The 17,830-nt window shown below is 53.0% G+C and carries 19 protein-coding genes; 7 read left to right on the top strand and 12 right to left on the bottom strand.

The window, feature by feature from the left end:
* Positions 1–4: 4 nt before the first annotated feature.
* Positions 5–3,010 carry a type I restriction endonuclease gene (locus Q4A85_RS03945; RefSeq protein WP_303107860.1) on the bottom strand — a complete coding sequence of 1,002 codons (3,006 nt, stop codon included), beginning with the start codon at positions 3,008–3,010 and terminating at the stop codon, positions 5–7.
* Positions 3,011–3,155: 145 nt separating this feature from the next.
* Entirely contained in the window at positions 3,156–3,962 is an 807-nt protein-coding gene (locus Q4A85_RS03940) for an integrase core domain-containing protein (RefSeq protein WP_303107859.1), read from the bottom strand.
* On the opposite strand from Q4A85_RS03940, the gene Q4A85_RS03935 reads away from it, so the two are divergent.
* The gene (locus Q4A85_RS03935; protein WP_303107858.1) at positions 3,961–4,110 is read left to right on the top strand and encodes a hypothetical protein; all 150 of its coding nucleotides are present in this window, start codon (positions 3,961–3,963) and stop codon (positions 4,108–4,110) included. The genes Q4A85_RS03940 and Q4A85_RS03935 overlap by 2 nt on opposite strands.
* On the opposite strand, the gene Q4A85_RS03930 is transcribed toward Q4A85_RS03935, so the two are convergent.
* A complete protein-coding gene (locus Q4A85_RS03930) occupies positions 4,084–4,281 on the bottom strand; it encodes a hypothetical protein (protein ID WP_303107857.1) in 198 nt (65 codons plus the stop codon). The two genes, Q4A85_RS03935 and Q4A85_RS03930, sit on opposite strands and share 27 nt — an antisense overlap.
* Positions 4,282–4,294: 13 nt before the next feature.
* Positions 4,295–4,462 carry a hypothetical protein gene (locus Q4A85_RS03925; protein WP_303107856.1) on the bottom strand — a complete coding sequence of 56 codons (168 nt, stop codon included), beginning with the start codon at positions 4,460–4,462 and terminating at the stop codon, positions 4,295–4,297.
* A 140-nt stretch (positions 4,463–4,602) separates the two neighbouring features.
* On the opposite strand from Q4A85_RS03925, the gene tldD reads away from it, so the two are divergent.
* Together tldD and Q4A85_RS03915 are read left to right on the top strand one after the other, a co-directional pair.
* Complete coding sequence (gene tldD, locus Q4A85_RS03920) at positions 4,603–6,048, top strand: metalloprotease TldD (RefSeq protein WP_303107855.1); 1,446 nt, start codon at positions 4,603–4,605, stop codon at positions 6,046–6,048.
* Between the two features lie 50 nt (positions 6,049–6,098).
* Positions 6,099–6,254 carry a hypothetical protein gene (locus tag Q4A85_RS03915; RefSeq protein WP_303107854.1) on the top strand — a complete coding sequence of 52 codons (156 nt, stop codon included), beginning with the start codon at positions 6,099–6,101 and terminating at the stop codon, positions 6,252–6,254.
* 225 nt (positions 6,255–6,479) lie between these two features.
* Here the strand turns inward: Q4A85_RS03915 and yfaE are convergent, their stop codons facing one another.
* On the bottom strand, positions 6,480–6,764 hold the full coding sequence (gene yfaE / locus Q4A85_RS03910) for a class I ribonucleotide reductase maintenance protein YfaE (RefSeq protein WP_303107853.1): 285 nt from the start codon (positions 6,762–6,764) through the stop codon (positions 6,480–6,482).
* A gap of 150 nt (positions 6,765–6,914) precedes the next feature.
* Positions 6,915–7,049, bottom strand: coding sequence for a hypothetical protein (locus tag Q4A85_RS03905; RefSeq protein WP_303107852.1), 135 nt, complete (start codon positions 7,047–7,049; stop codon positions 6,915–6,917).
* A 450-nt stretch (positions 7,050–7,499) separates the two neighbouring features.
* On the opposite strand from Q4A85_RS03905, the gene Q4A85_RS03900 reads away from it, so the two are divergent.
* Together Q4A85_RS03900 and Q4A85_RS03895 are read left to right on the top strand one after the other, a co-directional pair.
* On the top strand, positions 7,500–8,954 hold the full coding sequence (locus Q4A85_RS03900) for a sodium:proton antiporter (protein WP_303107851.1): 1,455 nt from the start codon (positions 7,500–7,502) through the stop codon (positions 8,952–8,954).
* A 366-nt stretch (positions 8,955–9,320) separates the two neighbouring features.
* Complete coding sequence (locus Q4A85_RS03895) at positions 9,321–10,013, top strand: 16S rRNA pseudouridine(516) synthase (RefSeq protein ID WP_303107850.1); 693 nt, start codon at positions 9,321–9,323, stop codon at positions 10,011–10,013.
* Here Q4A85_RS03895 and Q4A85_RS03890 read toward each other — a convergent pair.
* Positions 10,010–10,159: a hypothetical protein gene (locus tag Q4A85_RS03890; RefSeq protein ID WP_303107849.1), complete on the bottom strand. Its 150-nt coding sequence runs from the start codon at positions 10,157–10,159 to the stop codon at positions 10,010–10,012. The two genes, Q4A85_RS03895 and Q4A85_RS03890, sit on opposite strands and share 4 nt — an antisense overlap.
* 176 nt (positions 10,160–10,335) lie before the next feature.
* Between Q4A85_RS03890 and Q4A85_RS03885 the strand changes: the two genes are divergently transcribed.
* A complete protein-coding gene (locus tag Q4A85_RS03885) occupies positions 10,336–11,298 on the top strand; it encodes a glycosyltransferase family 52 (RefSeq protein WP_303107848.1) in 963 nt (320 codons plus the stop codon).
* 463 nt (positions 11,299–11,761) lie between these two features.
* Here the strand turns inward: Q4A85_RS03885 and tkt are convergent, their stop codons facing one another.
* From tkt to gatC, 5 genes are all read right to left on the bottom strand, one after another.
* On the bottom strand, positions 11,762–13,747 hold the full coding sequence (gene tkt / locus Q4A85_RS03880; RefSeq protein ID WP_303107847.1) for a transketolase: 1,986 nt from the start codon (positions 13,745–13,747) through the stop codon (positions 11,762–11,764).
* Between the two features lie 54 nt (positions 13,748–13,801).
* A complete protein-coding gene (locus Q4A85_RS03875; protein WP_303107846.1) occupies positions 13,802–13,945 on the bottom strand; it encodes a hypothetical protein in 144 nt (47 codons plus the stop codon).
* Positions 13,945–15,396, bottom strand: a complete 1,452-nt coding sequence (gene gatA, locus Q4A85_RS03870) for an Asp-tRNA(Asn)/Glu-tRNA(Gln) amidotransferase subunit GatA (RefSeq protein ID WP_303107845.1) — start codon at positions 15,394–15,396, stop codon at positions 13,945–13,947. Before gatA ends, Q4A85_RS03875 begins: the two co-directional genes overlap by 1 nt.
* Before the next feature lie 69 nt (positions 15,397–15,465).
* The gene (locus tag Q4A85_RS03865) at positions 15,466–16,161 is read right to left on the bottom strand and encodes a hypothetical protein (protein WP_303107844.1); all 696 of its coding nucleotides are present in this window, start codon (positions 16,159–16,161) and stop codon (positions 15,466–15,468) included.
* A gap of 132 nt (positions 16,162–16,293) precedes the next feature.
* Positions 16,294–16,584, bottom strand: a complete 291-nt coding sequence (gene gatC, locus Q4A85_RS03860) for an Asp-tRNA(Asn)/Glu-tRNA(Gln) amidotransferase subunit GatC (protein ID WP_303107843.1) — start codon at positions 16,582–16,584, stop codon at positions 16,294–16,296.
* A 181-nt stretch (positions 16,585–16,765) separates the two neighbouring features.
* Between gatC and Q4A85_RS03855 the strand changes: the two genes are divergently transcribed.
* Complete coding sequence (locus Q4A85_RS03855) at positions 16,766–17,803, top strand: rod shape-determining protein (RefSeq protein WP_303107842.1); 1,038 nt, start codon at positions 16,766–16,768, stop codon at positions 17,801–17,803.
* Positions 17,804–17,830 lie beyond the last annotated feature (27 nt).

Below are 17,830 nucleotides of genomic sequence, written 5' to 3'. Positions count from 1 at the left end.
CTCCTTAAATCCGCCCGCTTTCTTTTAAATACTCCCGCACCAATAGGCGGTTGATGGCTTGGATGTCGGCGGGTTGAACAGGAAATTGCTGTTCCGTTCTAAAGCGTTTTAATACGATGCCCTGCATTTGTTTTTCAAAGTAATTTTGATTGTCCAAAATCTGCTCCATATCCAGCACTTTTTGGTCGGCATCGGTTTTTACACCGTTTAGCGCGTTAAAGACTTTGAGTTTGTCGCCGTAGAGAGCAGGGTTTTCGCGCAGACGTTTGTGGATGCGGGCATATTTGGCGTCGCCGCCGTATTTATGCCGCAAGAGGTCGTTTTGGCGGTTCAGCTCTTTGATTTGAGCATAGACGGTTTCGAGTGTGGCGATGTTTGCCTGCATTTCTTCCTGCCCAACTTCGGCGAGGTTCTTTTTCTTGAAGATGCGTTCCAGTTCTTCGCGCAGGCTGATGTATTCGGGGTCGTCTTGGTCGAAGTTGCCCGCCAGTCCTTCGCGGACTTTGCGCATGATGTCTTTCAAATCGTCGGCAAGTTTGAGTTCGGCTTCGCCGATTTTGACGAATTGGAAGTAAACGTCTTCCAGCGCTTCATTGAGCAAATGGGCGGTGTCGCCTTGCTGCAATTTTTCGGCAAGGTTTAAGGTATCCAGACGGGCGGCGGTTTCGCGGTACAGGAGATTGAGTTTGTCAAAATCCAGATGCACAAGAAATTCGTGGCTGCCTTGCAGACGCAGAGCGTTGTATAGCTCTTTGGCGGTTTGCAGGGCTTTTTTTAGGGCTAGAAGCTGTTTTTTGTCTTCTATTTGGCTGATTTGGCGGCAAAATTCTTCGGCGTTTTCGGTATCGAAATCAAACAGGGCGTTTTTAATGTCTGCAATTTCCTGTTCGATTTCTTCTGCCGTTTTGAATAGCTGGCTGTAACTGCCGATTTCGTCGCCCAATTCGTTAGAAAGTTCGTCCCAATAGGCGCGGTTGGTTTTGTCAAATTCGCGCTCGATGTCGGCAAAATCGACAACATAGCCGTAACGGTAAGATTTGTAGGTGCGGTTGACGCGGGTCAGGGTTTGTAAAAGGTTATGGGCTTTGATTAGTCTGCCCAAATAGAGCTTTTTCAGGCGCGGCGCATCAAAGCCGGTCAAAAGCATGTTGTACACAAACAAGATGTCGATTTTGCCCGCTTTGAAATCTTTGACCCATTGGTCGCGTTCGTCCTTTGTGCCGACGTCGTGCAATATCAGCGCGGCGGTGAAATTATGATCTGAGGCCGTCTGAAAATGCTCAAAAAGCTGGCGTGCCTGTTCTGCGCTGTCACAAACGACCATGGCGCCTAGGCTTTCGTCTTGGTTGGTTTTTCTGAATTTGGCGAAGTCGTCCAAGATGTAATCAAGCATCGGGCGGACGAAGTGCGGATGGGCGTAGATTTCTTTGCGGTCAAAGCTGCCTTTTTCGACTTCAAGCTGCGCCAATGCAGCCTGCAATTCGGCTTTGTATTGGCTGCTGATGGCCTCGCGAATCAGGCGCAGGGTGTAGCCGTCGGCGATGGAGGCGTTGTAATAGTATTTATGGATGTAGTCGCCGAAGAGCTCGCGGGTATTAACGTTGCCTGCGGTTACGCCGATAAGCGGCGTGCCGGTCAACCCGATTTTGACGGCGTTTACGTCGGACTGGTTGAGGTTGGCAAGAAACGAGCCTTTGGGGTTGTAGCTGCGGTGTACTTCGTCGAGAAAATAGACGCGCTGGATGGCGAGGTCGTAGTCGTTACGGGCGACGACATCGGGGTCGTCTTTGAATTTTTGGATGTTGACGACAGTGATTTCCGCCTTGCCTGCGTGGTTGTGCAGGGTTTGGGCGGATTTGATGTCGGCAGCAAAGGCTTCGCGGCTGTCGATGGTATGGACGATTAAGTCGCGGGCGGTAAATTCCCGCTGCGCTTGTTTCAATAAATCGAGCCTGTCCACGATGAAATAGAATTTCGGCTCGATGCCCTGTTTGGCGTAATAGTGGGTCAGGTAGCGGGTGTTGTAATAGGCAAGCGCGGTTTTGCCGGAGCCTTGGGTATGCCAAATCACGCCTTTTTTGCCGCAGTTTGATAAATGTTTTTCGATGGCAAGGGTGGCAAATAGCTGCGGATAGCGCATGATGTGTTTTTGCGGCGCGCCTTGGTTACTTTTAACGTACGTCAGCCCATGTTGCAGAAGAAAAGCGAGGCGCTCGCGGCAAAGCAGCGAAGTCAGGATGCGGTTGGTCGGCGTATCGGACGATTTGTTGCTGATAAATTCGGGGCTGTGTTTGATAACGGGCAGATTATTGTCTTGCAGAACGTTGTTTTCCAGGTCGTCTGAAAGCGTGTTCAATAATTCGGCAAGGTTTAATTTATGCTCTTCGCGGAAGTAGTTAAACACGGGCTTGCCGTAAGCAGGCGAAGCGTAAAACGCACCTTGCGCCGCCTCGGTTGCACCGTCGTCGTATTCCATGTTGTTGGAAAAAATCATGAATTGGGTGATGTTGATAAAACGGCGGAATTTGGGATTTTTCGCGCGTTTGCCCATGCGCTCCCGCTCTTCGCCGATGCCGCCTTTGTTGTTGGGCTTTTTGACTTCGATAAAGACTAAAGGCATGCCGTTTACCAGCAGGGTAATGTCGGGGCGGAATTCTTCATCGCCGTTAATGCAGGGCAATTCGGTTACAACGTGGAAACTGTTGTTATTGAAATTTTGGAAGTCGATCAGTTTCTTGCCGCCGGATTGATTGGTGAGGCGTTTGTAAAAGTCTTGCCCCAAGTCTTCGTTATCTAATTCAATGCTGATATCCGTCAGCAAACGGTGCGCATCGTCCGGCGATAAATCGGGATTGATGCGGCAGAGGCTTTCTATAAAGATTTCGGGAAAGATGTTGGTTGGTTTATCCCAATTTTCGTTTTTGAGCGAGAGGTAATCGTAGCCCAAGCGCATCAGATGCAAAATGGCGGGGATTTTGACGCGGGAATTTTCGTTGTGGATTTGGGACATTCAGACTTCTCCTGGCTATTCTTCACAAGTCGAAAATTATATCAATCCCTCTCAGGCAGCACCATTACTACATTGATAATTTAAAATAAAAGTTTTGAGTTTTGTAATCGGCTGACGTAGATGCTGTAGAAAATAACCGCGTTGTTTACACCACAGGTTGGGAAAAGTAAGCCTGCAAGACCTCAAACGGCGTATCGCCGTCCAAGCTGCCGTGCGGCTTCACGGTGTTATAAAAGTTCACGAATCGGCACAGCTCCTTTTGCCGGTGTTCCGGACTGTCAAAACTCTGCTTTTCGTGCCACATTTCCATAATCGTTCGAATAACCCTCTCGGCTTTACCGTTGGTCTGCGGACGGGCAGGACAGGTAAACTTTTGATTGATGCCGTTTTCATAACAGGCAGTGCCGAAAGCATGACTTGCCCCGCCTTTATATTCGCTGCCGTTGTCCGAATACACGCACTCGATCAAATAGGGGCAGGGTTCGATGACTTGTTCCGTTAGGAACTTGGCCGCACTGTCTGCGGTTTTGTCCGGCAGGATGGCGGCGTACAGCTCTCTTGAGAAATCATCAATGGCGACAAACAGGTAATCCCGCTTATCGGTGGCTTTCTGCCCTTTGAGCAGCGGCAGCCGTTTGGTATCGACGTGCACCATTTCGCCGGGATAGGACTTGTTGTAGCGTTTGGCCTGCTTTTTGAGTTTTTCCTGAATACTGCGTTCTACCTTGGCCAGGCGTTTCATTCCGTACTTTGCCTGTTTGAAACGGTTGTTGGTGCTGGTTTGGGGTTTGGGCAGCCTGCCCCTTGCGGCTTTAAGTGCGCGGTAGATGGTGACGCGGCTGACTTGGTAACGACGAGCCAGGGAGGTGACGCTCTCCTTCTCCTGTGTGTATGCTGTCCAAATGGCTTGGCGGTGGTGCGGGGTGAGCCGGGTGTTTTTGTGCATGTTCATGTCAGTATTCTCCTGGAAATACTGTAAACAACGCTACTGGTTTCTACAAGTTAGGCAGCCTGAAACCCAATCTGTCTCGCAAAAACCGTCTGCGCTACACCAAAACCATTTTTCAGGCTGCCTATTGGATGATAACAAGGCAGCCTGAAACCTTTGCCAAACCCGCAACCGATGGAGCGTCGGCGGCTCGCCGACATCTTGGCAAATCAGTCATGCGGTGTTTGAAGTGTTGGCGACGAGCTGTCGCCGCTCCATTTTGGGTTTCAGGCTGCCTAATCGTATTCCCATGCCAAAAGCAGCCTGAAAATCCATCCAACAAAAAACCGTTTGGCTCAACAGCAAGCGGTTTTGCTTTTCAGGCTGCTTTTGCCATGCCCAAAGGCAGCCTGAAACGCTTGCGCCACAGCAATGGAAAAGAGTGGGTATGGCGGCGATACGCCATGCTCTGTTTCAAACTGCGCGGATGATGGATGCAGCCTGAAACCCAATCCATCCAGCAAAAACTGTTTGGCTGAACAGCAAGCGGTTTTTGTTTTTCAGGCTGCCTAACCAAGCAAACACGCCACGCGCGCCCCCTAAAATCCACCCCCAATTTCCAGTATAATCCACTTCTTTTTATTGATTAGGCAGCCTGAAAACCATGCAATCCATCCCCCAAACCGTCGCGCAAAATCTGCTTCATGCCAACCATCTTTCCGCCGAAACGCTGGCGCAATCTCTGTCGCTTATCGGCGCGCACCATATGGACTACGCCGATATTTACTGCCAGCGCACTGCCTTTGAAAGCTGGCATTTAGACGAAGGTATTGTAAAATCAGGCAGTTATCAGATTAACCAAGGCGTAGGCGTGCGCGCCGTGTCGGGCGAAAAAACCGCCTTTGCCTACGCCGATAGCCTAACCGATGATGCCGTGCGCCGCGCCGCCCAAGCCGTGCGCGTGATTGGCGAAGCGGGCAACCAAACGCCCGTGCGCGTGCCCAACGCCGTTTCAGGCTGCCCCAGCGTGCACGGCGCGTTTGACCCGATTGCTACGCTGGATTCGCCGCAAAAAGTTGCCCTGCTGCAAAAAGTAGAAACGCTTGCCCGCGCCGCCGACCCGCGCATCGTGCAAGTGATGGCGGGGCTAACCTGCGAGCACGATATGGTTTACATCGCGCGGCTAGACGGCAAACACGCCGCCGACATCCGCCCGCTGGTGCGATTAAGTCTCACCGTGATTGCCAAACAAGGCGAGCGGCGCGAACAAGGCAGCGCAGGCGGTGGCGGACGCTTTGATTTAGCCTATTTCAACGACAGCAAAATCCAAGAATATGTGAACCACGCCGTGCAGCAAGCCCTAACCAACCTAGAATCCCGCCCCGCCCCCGCAGGCGCGATGACCGTGGTGCTCGGCAGCGGCTGGCCAGGCGTGCTGCTGCACGAAGCCGTAGGGCATGGCTTGGAGGGCGACTTCAACCGCAAGCAAACCAGCGCGTTTTCAGGGCTCATCGGGCAGCGCGTTGCCGCCCAAGGCGTAACCGTGATTGACCAAGGCAACATCGCCGACCGCCGAGGCAGCCTGAATATCGACGATGAAGGCAACGAAACCCGCCGCACCGTGTTGATTGAAGACGGCATCCTAACAGGCTATATGCAAGACGAAACCAACGCCCGCCTAATGGGCACAAGCATCACAGGCAACGGACGGCGCGAAAGCTATTCATCCGCCCCCATGCCGCGCATGACCAACACCTTTATGCAAAGCGGCACGCACGAAGCCGAAGAAATCATCGCCAGCATCCAAAAAGGCATCTACGCCGTGAACTTTGGCGGTGGGCAAGTGGACATTACCAGCGGCAAATTCGTCTTCTCCGCCAGCGAAGCATGGTGGGTGGAAAACGGCAAATTGCAATACCCCGTTAAAGGCGCAACCATCATCGGCAACGGTCCCGAAGTGCTCAAACACGTTTCCATGATAGGCAACGACAGCCGCTTAGACACAGGCATCGGCATCTGCGGCAAAGACGGGCAAAGCGTGCCCGTGGGCGTAGGGCAGCCCACGCTGCGGATTGATGCAGGGCTAACGGTGGGGGGGAGCGAAGCGTAGTTTTAGAACCTGTGTTCACAGCGGTTACTGGTGAACACAGGTTGAAACCTTTGCAAAACCCCAACAACAGCCTGAAACCTAAAATGGAGCGGCGACGGCTCGTCGCCAAATTGCTTATGAAACATAGCATTACTGGTTTTCCAAAATGTCGGCGAGCCGCCGACGCTCCATCGGTTACAGGTTTTGCAAAGGTTTCAGGTTTTTAAATCATTTGAGACAAACCGAAGCGGGCGGCGATGGTTTAATGTTTTTCCGGCTGCCTTTGGGTGTGCGATAACCCAAAGGCAGCCTGAAAACAAAGTTCAGCGTAGTAAACGTAGCCGCGTGGTGTGTAGCCTTACCCCGCACGCAGTTCAAGGCAGCCTGAAAACAAAAAACCGCTTGGTATCGCGCCAAGCGATTTTTATTGGTTAAATGGCATTTCAGGCTGCCTAATCATCCCCATCATCCCGCGCCCCATCATCCCGCAAACAACACCCCACCACCACATCCGATTCCAACACGCAGCAGCACGACAAAATCTCCCCATCCGCCACATATGCCATCGGCATCTCCCGATACGACACCTTGCCCGCCAGCAACTTCACCCTGCAAGAGCCGCAATAGCCGCTACGGCATTGATATTCCACCGCGTGATTCGTCCGCTCCAAACCAGCGAGCAGCGATTCATCGGGCAATAATTCAAATTCCGTATCCAGCGTAGTAACCTTAACCATAACGGCAGCCTGAAAAGCAAAAGGGGGGATTATAGAGAAAAACAGTTTGCCACAGCGCGTATTGTTTTCAGGCTGCAACCTTTGTAAAACCTGTAACCGATGGAGCGTCGGCGGCTCGCCGACATTTTGGAAAACCAGTAATGCTATGTTTCATAAGCAATTTGGCGGCGAGCCGCCGCCGCTCCATGTTAGGTTTTCAGGCTGCCTATTGAGTAAACGCGGCAGCCTGAAATCCCAAATAGCGCGGCAAACCATCACCACGCCCTTGCCAGATTGCCAGCCCATTCCAACATTTCTTAACCCAATCCAAAAAATCCCCACAAAAAGATGACTTTTCGTAAATAATTTTTTACAATTAAGCCGTCTCAACCAAGGCGGCTTTTCAGGCTGCCTTATTCGTTTTACTCACTTCCTGCGCTTAAAGAACCTGCTCAAAATCGCTGCACGGCTGCCGCTCACGCATCTTGGTTGCATGGCGGCATTGCAAAACTTGACCATAGTCTCGCTATTGCCTGCGTTTTGCACCTTGCCCTGCAACCCATCTGCATCAGCGGACAGCTCACGCAGGGATGGCGAACAGGTTCTCTCACGCGGTAAACCCTTGCTCCATCCCCTGTTTACCCCGTTGGATGTTTACGCCAATCGGCACAACCCATTCGCGCAACCATCCACTCCACGCCCCGCTTCACGAGCAACCAAGCCAAGCGTATCGCAGCACCCCAATACAGGAAAACCATGAAACCCATCCAAATCATCTCGCCCCTACTTGCGCTCTTTGCGCCCGCGCTTGCCCAAGCCGCCGAATTTAACGCCGCCGAATTAAGCCTTGCATGGGGCATTCCCTTTGCCCTGATTCTGCTTTCCATTGCGCTGGGGCCCTTGTTTTTCGCCCACATCTGGCATCATCATTTTGGCAAAATCACCCTTGGCTGGACGCTGCTGTTTCTGATTCCGTTCACGCTCACATTTGGCGCACACCAAAGCCTGCACGTTATCGCCCACGCGCTCATTGGCGAATACATCCCCTTTATCCTGCTGCTGCTCGCCTTATATACCATTTCGGGCGGCATCCTTGTGTGGGGCAATTTGCACGGCTCGGCAAAGCTCAACACCGCGCTGCTCGCCATCGGCACGGCGTTGGCTTCCATCATGGGCACAACAGGCGCGGCGATGCTGATGATACGTCCGCTGCTCAAAGCCAACGACAACCGCAAGCATAATGTTCATGTGGTCATCTTCTTTATTTTTCTCGTTGCCAACATCGGCGGCGGCTTAACCCCGCTGGGCGACCCACCGCTCTTTTTGGGCTTTTTAAAAGGCGTAGATTTTGGCTGGACGGTGGTGCATATGTTCCCGCCCGTGCTGATTAGTGCCATCGTGCTGCTCACCGTGTTCTATATTTTAGACAGCCGCTATTTCGCCCAGCCCGATGAAATCCTGCCCAAAGACCCCACGCCCGACACCCATTTTCAAGCTGCCTTTCCCGCTATAGATGGCATCAAAATCTACGGCAAAATCAACTTCTTGCTGCTGGCGGGCGTGATTGGCGCGGTGCTGTTATCAGGGCTATGGAAGCCCGAATCGCACGGCTTTGAAATCCTTGGCGCACACCTTGAACCGCAAAATATGGTGCGCGATGCCATCCTGATTGCGCTTGCCCTGATTTCGCTGTGGGTAACGCCCAAGCAAGTGCGCGCGGGCAACGAGTTCAACTTTGACCCCATCGCCGAAGTTGCCAAGCTGTTCGCAGGCATCTTCATCACCATCGCCCCTGTGCTCGCCATGTTGCAAACAGGCGAAAAAGGCGCATTTTCAGGCGTGATTTCGCTGGTGCACGATGCTGCAGGCAAGCCCATCAACGCCATGTATTTTTGGATGAGCGGCATGCTATCGGGCTTCTTGGACAACGCCCCAACCTATCTCGTGTTTTTCAACATGGCAGGCGGCAACCCGCACGAGCTGATGCGCGGCGAGCTGTTTCACACCCTGCTGGCGGTGTCTATGGGCTCGGTGTTTATGGGCGCACTCAGCTACATCGGCAACGCGCCGAACTTTATGGTTAAAGCCATCGCCGAGCAGCGCAAAGTAAAAATGCCCAGCTTCTTTGGCTACATGGTGTGGTCGTTTGGCATTTTGATTCCGCTGTTTATCTTGCATACGTTGCTTTTCTTTGTATTTCAGATTTTCTGATAACGGTATAGGCAGCCTGAAAGTGGTTTTCAGGCTGCCTTTTGCCAGCGCACGGCTTGCAAGCAAGCCACAGGGTCTGTTGACAATCAACATTTTGGCGGATTTTCCGCCCTAAAACGGCATCTGCCGCGTTGAAAATACTCGCCTATGGATGGCATAGGCTCGCATTTTCGCCTTGCATCTGCCATTTTCTGACGCAAAATCCGCTCAAAAGTTGAATGCCAACAGACCCTTGGGAACGCGGAATAAAAATTTCAGGCTGCCCAACCATCCGCCCCCACGTTTAAACAGCCTGCCGCAATCAACCTTTTCAGGCTGCCCCAACCGCCCCAAAAAGGCAGCCTGAAACCCCCCGAAAGCCCTACCATGAACATCATCAAATACCTACAAGCCCAAGGCATAGACACCCGCAAAGGCTGCCAATGGCTTGTCAAACACCAACTCGTGCAAATCAACGGCGACACCATCGCCAGCGACAAAGCCGAAGTGCAGCCTGAAAACGTCCGCAGTCTAACCATAGAAGGCGAAGACGCGCTCATCATCCCGCGGCCGCATTTCTACATCCTGCTCAACAAACCCGCCGACTACGAAGTCTCCCACAAACCGCGCAACTACCCCAGCGTGTTCACCCTGCTGCCCGACCAAATCCGCGCCGCCGACATCCAAGCCATCGGGCGGCTGGATGCCGACACCACAGGCGTACTGCTCATCACCAACGATGGGCAATTCAACCACCGCATGACCAGCCCCAAACACAAAGTCGCCAAAATCTACCGCATCACGCTCAAACACCCCGCCAGCGACACCCTATGCAGCAGCCTGAAAAACGGCGTATTGCTGCACGACGACAACGAAACCGTTGCCGCGCAAGAAGCCATCTTGCAAACCCCCACCACCCTGCTGATGACCATCAGCGAAGGCAAATACCACCAAGTCAAACGCATGATAGCCGCCGCAGGCAACCGCGTTGCCCAGCTCCACCGCCAACAATTTGGCGACTGGGACACCCAAGATTTAGCCGCAGGCGAATGGCGATTTATCCAGCCCAATAACGCCTAGCGCAAGCCAAAAGGCAGCCTGAAACTCATAAAAGCAGCCTGAAACCCAAAATGGAGCGTCGGCGGCTCGCCGACAAATGCCAACGCGTCACCTCCCCAGCCAAACCGCTGCTTAACATCAAAAGACAGCCATGCCCCTTTGTCCAAATCTTTGATTTGGGTATTAAGTGAGCATCTAAATCTTTGATTTAGCTATGCGAACTTATGCAAAGCTCAAGTGTATGCCGCAGCGCAACGCGCAAGGTTGAAAACAGTTCAACATCGCCCAACCCCCATTTCAGGCTGCTTCACCCAATCCACAAAAGTCCCACGCCTAAACAACCATGCCCAACCTATTCATCTGTCTCACCCCCCTGCAAGCCCTAATCGCCCAAGCCCTAATCCGCCAAACCGCCCAACCCGCCGACCTACTCATGGTCTGCTACCCCGAAGCCCACAACGCCAAATTCCAACACTACTACCAACAAACCGCCGTCCAATGCCGCCGCAGCCACTACCACATCGTCCCCGCAGGCAAATGGCAACGCGCCCTAAGCCTGCCCCGCCTGCTCAACGGGCTAGACCGCCACTACCACACACTCTACGCCGCCAGCATAGACAACCCCAACGTCCAATACCCCGCCAGCCATCTCACCTTTGACCGCCTAGAAACCTTCGACGACGGCACAGGCAATCTCTACCCCCAAAGCATCCTATACCAATCCACCCCCAGCCTAAAACGCCGCCTGCTCAACGCCCTGCAAGGCATCCACCACACCACCCAAAGCCTGCGCCAACTTAGCCACCAACACCACACCCTTTACCCCAATCTCCCCAACATCGTCCACCCCACCACCCCCCTGCAACTCTGGCAAAGGCAGCCTGAAACCCAGCGCAATCCAACCCAACCACACCCAACCACACCCATCCACATCCTACTCGGGCAACCCCTTTACCACGAAGCCCCGCGCAACGCCGCCCTAATGCAACGCATCGCCGCCCAATTCCCCATCAGCCACTACTTCCCCCACCCCCGCGAACACCACCCCATCCCCCATCTCAACTACATCCACACCCCCCTAATCTTTGAAGACTGGCTACTGCAACACATCCAATGCCACCCCCACACCCCCGTCCACCTATACCACCTAATCAGCACCGCCGCACTCAACGTCAGCACCTTTCCCAACGTCCACATCCACAGCATCCGCCCGCAAGACGAACTGTTCTACCGCCCCAGCTACGCCCATCTCTACCAACTCATGTCCCAACTTGGCATAGAAGTCATAGACTTAAAGGCAGCCTGAAAACAAAGCAACCCCCTTTCAGGCTGCCCATCGTCCATCTTTTGCCAGAGCAGGCGTTTAGCCGCCTACCACGAGCAGGGGCAAGCCCCTGCACCCCACCGTATCCCAACCATCCGCTGTCCCATTTCCCCACCCAAAAGGCAGCCTTGCCCCTTTGTCCAAATCTTTGATTTGGGTATTAAGTGAGCATCTAAATCTTTGATTTAGCTATGCGAACTTATGCAAAGCTCAGAGGTATACCGAAGCGCAACGCGCAAGGTTGAAACCTTTGCTATCCCCAAGTAGGTCGGGCATTTATGCCCGACGTTTCTAAATTTGTGGCCTATATAAATACCGTGTTTGTCGGGCATAAATGCCCGACCTACAAACTTTTCAGGCTGCCCATATCCCCACACTAACAAAAAAGCAGCCTGAAACCAGTAAACCCCGTTTTCAGGCTGCCTATTAACTACGGTTCACGGCATCACAACAACACCGACTTCACCGCGTCCACCACGCGCTCCACGGTAAAGCCAAACTCCTTAAACAGCGCATCCGCAGGCGCAGATTCGCCAAATCTATCCAGCCCAACCACCTTGCCGTTCAGCCCCACATATTTATACCAACCATCCGACACGCCCGCTTCCACCGCCACTTTGGGCAAATCTGCAGGCAATATGCCCGCGCGATACGCCGCAGGCTGGCGGTCAAACACATTGGTGCACGGCATAGAAACCACACGCACCGCAATGCCTTGTTCTGCCAACGCTTTTTGCGCGTTCAACGCCAATTCCACTTCCGAGCCCGTGGCAATCAACACCGCTTGCGCCTTACCATCGGCTTCTTTGATGCAATAACCGCCGCGCGCAATGGCATCCGTGGTGTCGGTGTCGCGCGGGATGCAGGGCAGATTTTGACGGCTGAAAATCAGGCTGCTGGGGCGGTCGCTTGCCTTAATCGCTTCTGCCCACGCCACCAGCGATTCCACCGTATCGCAAGGCCGCCACACGTCCATATTGGGAATCAGGCGCAGCGTGGCGATTTGCTCCACAGGCTGATGCGTGGGGCCATCTTCGCCCAAGCCAATGCTGTCGTGGGTGAACACGAACACAGGGTTGATTTTCATCAACGCCGCCATGCGCAGCGCGTTGCGGGCGTATTCGCTGAACATCAAAAACGTTGCGCCAAACGGACGCACACCGCCGTGCAACGCCATGCCGTTCATGATTGCTGCCATGCCAAATTCGCGCACGCCGTAGTGAATATAATTGCCGCCGCCGTTTTTCGTTACCGACACGCAGCCCGACCAATCGGTGAGATTAGACGGCGTTAAATCCGCCGAGCCGCCCACCAATTCGGGCAATTCTTTTGCCAGCACTTCAATGCAGTTTTGGCTGGCTTTGCGCGTGGCAATTTTTTCCGCTTTCTGCGCTACTTCGGTTAAGGCAGCCTGAATGTGCGCATCAAAGTTTGCAGGCAATTCGCCCGCCATGCGGCGCGTAAATTCTGCCGCCAATTCAGGATAGCGCGCTTGGTATTGTGCAAACAGCGCGTTCCACTCGGCTTCCAGTTTTTCGCCTTGTTCCACCGCACTCCAAGCCGCGTACACATCGGCGGGGATTTCAAACGGCGCGTAGTTCCAGCCGAGATACTGGCGCGTGGCGGCGATTTCTTCCGCGCCCAACGGTGCGCCGTGGGTTTTGTGGCTGCCTTCTTTGGTTGCCGCGCCTTTGCCGATTAGCGTTTTGCAGCAAATAATGGACGGTTTGCCTGTTTCAGCTTGCGCGGTGGCAATCGCGGCGCGGATGGCTTCGGGATGATGCCCGTCCACATTGGGCACAACGTGCCAGCCATAGCTGACGAAGCGTTCGGGGATGTTTTCGGTGAACCAGCCGTCCACTTTGCCGTCAATAGAAATATTGTTATCGTCATATAAAACAATCAGTTTGCCCAAGCCCAGCGTGCCCGCCAGCGAAGCGACTTCGTGCGAAATGCCTTCCATCAAGCAGCCATCGCCCAAGAACACATAAGTGTGGTGGTTCACAATCGCCAAGCCATCGCGGTTGAACTCGGCGGCGAGCAGTTTTTCCGCCAACGCCATGCCCACCGCGTTGGCGATGCCTTGCCCCAGCGGGCCGGTGGTGGTTTCCACGCCATCGGTGTAGCCGTATTCGGGATGGCCGGGGGTTTTGCTGTGCAGTTGGCGGAAGTTTTTTAAATCATCGGTAGAAAGATTGTAGCCACTCAAATGCAGCAGGCTATACAGCAGCGCAGAAGCGTGCCCATTGGATAGCACAAAGCGGTCGCGGTTGGCGAATTTCGGGTTTTTGGGATTGTGGCGCAGAAATTCGCGCCAAAGCACATCGGCGATGTCGGCCATGCCCATCGGCGCACCGGGGTGCCCAGAATTGGCAGCTTGCACAGTGTCCATAGAAAGAAAACGCAGCGCGTTGGCGGTTTGTGTTGCCATGATTGTTTTTCCTTTGTTGCGGGGTGAATAAGATGAATGGGGATTATGGCAGCTTTACAATTTGTTTACAAATATCAGCGTGGATTGATGCAGCCTGAAACGGCGGATGGGGCGCAATGTTTGTTTACTGGTTTGCTTGAATGGATGGTGCAAACGGTTTTCAGGCTGCCTAGGGGGAGTAGGCAGCTTGAAAAACACTACACAGGTTGTTTCGTATGCCAGTCGCTGTGCAACTGCATTTGGTGCGCCGCGCCTAGAATTTTGGCTTCGGCAAAATAGCTGCCAATCAGTTGCACGCCAATCGGCAAGCCATCTGCGCTCAATCCCGCAGGCAGGCTCAATGCAGGCAAGCCAGCCAAATTAACAGCAATGGTATAAATATCAGACAGATAGGCTTGGATGGGGTCTTGGTTGAGTTCGCCTAATTGGGGCGCGGCGGTGGGTGCGGCGGGGGCTAAAATTATGTCGCATTGTTTAAAGGCAGCCTGAAAATCGTTGGCAACCAAGCGGCGCAGTTTTTGCGCTTTTAAATAGTAGGCATCGTAGTAGCCGTGGCTTAACACATAAGTGCCAATCATGATGCGGCGTTTGACTTCGCTGCCAAAGCCTTCGGCGCGGCTGTGGCTGTACATTTCGTCTAGGTTGGCGAACGCTTTGGCGCGGTGTCCGTAGCGCACGCCATCGTAGCGCGATAGGTTGGTGCTGGCTTCGGCGGAAGCGAGCACATAATAGGCGGGGATGGATAATTCGGTTTGCGGCAGGGAAACTTCAATCAATTCCGCGCCTTGTGCTTGAAGCAGGGCTTGGGCATTGGCTAAGGCAGCCTGAACGTCTGCGCTGTTGTTTTGAGTGAAGTATTCTTTGGGCAAGCCAATTTTCATGCCTTTAAGCGGTTGATTTAATTGGCTGGTGTAGTCTTCACGGGCGCGGTCTAGGCTGGTGCTGTCGCGCTCGTCAAAGCTCGCCATTTGGTTGAGCAACAGCGCGCAGTCTTCGGCGGTTTGCGCCATGGGGCCAGCTTGGTCAAAGCTGGATGCGTAGGCAATCATGCCAAAGCGCGAAACGATGCCGTAGGTGGGCTTCAAGCCGGTGATGCCGCAATGTGATGCGGGCTGGCGGATTGAGCCGCCTGTGTCCGAGCCCAGCGCGGCGGGTGCAAGACGCGCCGCCACTACGGCAGCCGAGCCACCTGATGAGCCGCCCGCAACGTGTTGCGTGTTAAAAGGATTGTGAACCGCGCCGTAGAACGAAGTTTCGTTGCTTGAACCCATGGCAAATTCGTCCATGTTGGTGCGCCCCAGCGTTACCATGCCCGCGTCCAACAAATTTTGCACCACGGTGGCGGTGTAGGGCGCAACAAAGTTGTCCAGCATTTTGGATGCGCAAGCGGTGCGCCAGCCTGTTTGGCAGAAGATGTCTTTGTAGGCAATCGGCACGCCTGTAAGCGCGTGGGCGTTACCTTGCGCGATGCGTGCATCGGCGGCACTGGCTTCGGCAAGGGTGGCATCGGGGTTGAGCGTGATGTAGCCGTTGATGGATGGGTTGCGTGCGTTGATGGCGTTAAGGTATTCGGTTGCCAGCTCAACAGCGGAGATTTTTTTGCTTTGCAGCAGGTTGCTGGCTTGGGTTAGGGTGTAGGTGGTTGGCATGATTTTCTTTCTGGTTTTGAAATAAAAAAATGGCTAAGGCAGCCTGAAAACTATTTTTTGCGTATTAATTTAATCGGTGTGATAACCAGCATAACAAGCGTATATAAAACCCAAAACGGTAACACAACGAGAAAGAGCAGCAAAGAAAAGAATGGTTAGCTTGCCATAAATGCCCGTGGGCATGGTTTTAAAGTTGCCATACGGCGAGTGCATCCATAACATCGTTTCTGTGCCTTTTAGCTTGTCGCCAACGGAAACCACTTTTAACTGCCAATCGTTCCAGCCCGCATGCTCGGCAAGATAGCATTGTGGTAGCTCAAACCAATAAGTTGTGTTTGGCTTGCCATCATCAGCAATCAAATCGCGCGAGACCGTTTTTTCGGAGAACGATGAGACAGGTGGTTGCTCAAAAACGCAGCCTTTGCCGTTTACTTGCAATTGGATGAGCACGGGTTCTCCTGTGTTGGTAAAAACGATAGCGTTGTGTTCTTCGCTTTGTTGGGAAACGGCGTATTCGCCTAGTAACTCTTTTTCCCGTTCCGCATTTTGACTGCGCTGGTATGCCATTTCAAACCAGCTTCTTTGCGTATCAAAAGGTCGCCAAGTGCGCCATTGCGTTTGAAAATTGGCTTGCAGGGTAACGGGGGTGGATAGGCTTTTGTTGGTTATTTTTATGAATAATGCGGGAATCGCAACGATGACGGTAAACACTAACCACGTTTTCCATAGGGGGCGCAATGTTGTTGGTTGGTTTGGGGTGTTCATGGTGTAGGGCTGTGTGGGTTGGGTTTTCAGGCTGCCTATGGGGTTAAGGCAGCCTGAAAACTGTTTTGAATTAATAAACCAATGCAGCACAAAGCTACCCAAGACTGCTATTTAGGTAATTCTGTAAAAATCTCACTCCTCAATCACATGCGGCACAATATACATCCGATTGCGCACCTCGGGCGCAACCGCCAAGTATTCCGCCGCGTGGTCGCTTTCGGTAACCGCATCATCGCGCAAGCGCAAGGCGACTTCGTGCGGATGTGCCATGGGTTCAACGCCATCGGTGTTGACCGTCTGCATTTTTTCCACCAAGGCAAACACGGCATTCAATTTTTCCAGCGTGCTGTTTTTTTCATCATCGCTTAAAGTTAAGCGCGAAAGTTTTGCGATTTTTTCAACGTCGTTAAGCGTTAGAGACATGGTTAAAATCCTTAAATTTAGTTTGGTAATTTGTGAAATTAAGGTATGATTGCGCGTTTATTTTATCCGCCAAAGCGCGCGATTATAACCGAAAACCTATTGCAAAGCATGGTGATTTCAGGCTGCCTGCCGTGATTGCCCTGCTTTAATTATTGTTTCTTATTATTTTTTAGGATTTCTTATGCTGCACTTTTTCACTCGTTATTTTTCTAACGATATAGCCATTGACTTGGGCACAGCCAATACGCTGATTTATATTAAAGGCAAAGGCATTGTGTTGGATGAACCCTCTGTCGTGGCAGTGCAGGTGGACAACGCAGGGCGCAATGAAACGCTGGCGGTGGGCACAGAAGCCAAAAAAATGCTGGGGCGCACCCCGGGTTCCATCCAAGCCATCCGCCCGATGAAAGATGGCGTGATTGCCGATTTTGTGATTACAGGCAAAATGCTCAAAGCCTTTATCCGCAAGGTAAACAGCAGCAAATGGGCAGCCGCGCCGCGCATCGTGATTTGCGTGCCTTGTGGCGCAACGCAGGTGGAGCGCAAAGCTATTCGCGATTCGGCGCAAGAAGCAGGCGCATCCGCTGTTTATTTGATTGAAGAACCGATGGCGGCGGCGATTGGCGCAGGTTTGCCGATTGAAGAACCCACAGGCTCTATGGTGGTGGATATTGGTGGCGGCACCACCGAAGTGGGCGTGATTTCGCTCAATGGCGTGGTGTATTCGCATTCCATCCGCGTGGGTGGCGATACGTTTGACGAAGCCATCATCCAATATATTCGCCGCAACTACGGCATGTTGATTGGCGAATCGTCTGCCGAAGAAATCAAAAAACGCATCGGTTCGGCTTTCCCCAGCACCGAAGTGAGCGAAATGGAAGTCAAAGGGCGCAATTTGGCAGAAGGCATCCCACGCTCATTCAGCATCACATCCAACGAAGTTCTAGAAGCACTCGCCGACCCATTAAGCCAAATCGTGCAAGCTGTTCGCAGCGCGTTGGAACAAACCCCGCCCGAATTGGGCGCAGACATTGCCGAGCGCGGCTTGGTGCTCACAGGCGGCGGCGCATTGCTCAAAGGTTTAGACCGCTTGCTTGCCGAAGAAACAGGCTTGCCTGTGTTGATTGCGGAAGATGCGCTAACCTGCGTGGCGCGTGGTTCAGGCAAAGCACTGGAAATGATTGGCAGAATGAATTCTGTGTTCGTCAACAATCCATAATTGAACAACCCATAATGATTTTCAGGC

The sequence above is a fragment of the Kingella sp. (in: b-proteobacteria) genome (genome assembly GCF_030527935.1).
Lineage (GTDB): Bacteria > Pseudomonadota > Gammaproteobacteria > Burkholderiales > Neisseriaceae > Kingella_B.
The sequence above is the reverse complement of the archived record's forward strand: the minus strand, read 5'-3'. Positions and strand labels throughout refer to the sequence as shown.

What these genes read in the sequence shown, in the direction of transcription:
- Q4A85_RS03855 (WP_303107842.1), top strand. Translation starts at nt 16,766, where the DNA reads ATGCTGCACTTTTTCACTCGTTATTTTTCTAACGATATAGCCATTGAC.
- Q4A85_RS03935 (WP_303107858.1), top strand. Translation starts at nt 3,961, where the DNA reads ATGTCAGTATTCTCCTGGAAATACTGTAAACAACGCTACTGGTTTCTA.
- Q4A85_RS03895 (WP_303107850.1), top strand. Translation starts at nt 9,321, where the DNA reads ATGAACATCATCAAATACCTACAAGCCCAAGGCATAGACACCCGCAAA.
- yfaE (WP_303107853.1), bottom strand. Translation starts at nt 6,764, where the DNA reads ATGGTTAAGGTTACTACGCTGGATACGGAATTTGAATTATTGCCCGAT.
- Q4A85_RS03865 (WP_303107844.1), bottom strand. Translation starts at nt 16,161, where the DNA reads ATGAACACCCCAAACCAACCAACAACATTGCGCCCCCTATGGAAAACG.
- gatA (WP_303107845.1), bottom strand. Translation starts at nt 15,396, where the DNA reads ATGCCAACCACCTACACCCTAACCCAAGCCAGCAACCTGCTGCAAAGC.
- Q4A85_RS03905 (WP_303107852.1), bottom strand. Translation starts at nt 7,049, where the DNA reads ATGGGCTGGCAATCTGGCAAGGGCGTGGTGATGGTTTGCCGCGCTATT.
- tldD (WP_303107855.1), top strand. Translation starts at nt 4,603, where the DNA reads ATGCAATCCATCCCCCAAACCGTCGCGCAAAATCTGCTTCATGCCAAC.
- tkt (WP_303107847.1), bottom strand. Translation starts at nt 13,747, where the DNA reads ATGGCAACACAAACCGCCAACGCGCTGCGTTTTCTTTCTATGGACACT.
- Q4A85_RS03945 (WP_303107860.1), bottom strand. Translation starts at nt 3,010, where the DNA reads ATGTCCCAAATCCACAACGAAAATTCCCGCGTCAAAATCCCCGCCATT.
- Q4A85_RS03900 (WP_303107851.1), top strand. Translation starts at nt 7,500, where the DNA reads ATGAAACCCATCCAAATCATCTCGCCCCTACTTGCGCTCTTTGCGCCC.
- gatC (WP_303107843.1), bottom strand. Translation starts at nt 16,584, where the DNA reads ATGTCTCTAACGCTTAACGACGTTGAAAAAATCGCAAAACTTTCGCGC.
- Q4A85_RS03885 (WP_303107848.1), top strand. Translation starts at nt 10,336, where the DNA reads ATGCCCAACCTATTCATCTGTCTCACCCCCCTGCAAGCCCTAATCGCC.
- Q4A85_RS03940 (WP_303107859.1), bottom strand. Translation starts at nt 3,962, where the DNA reads ATGAACATGCACAAAAACACCCGGCTCACCCCGCACCACCGCCAAGCC.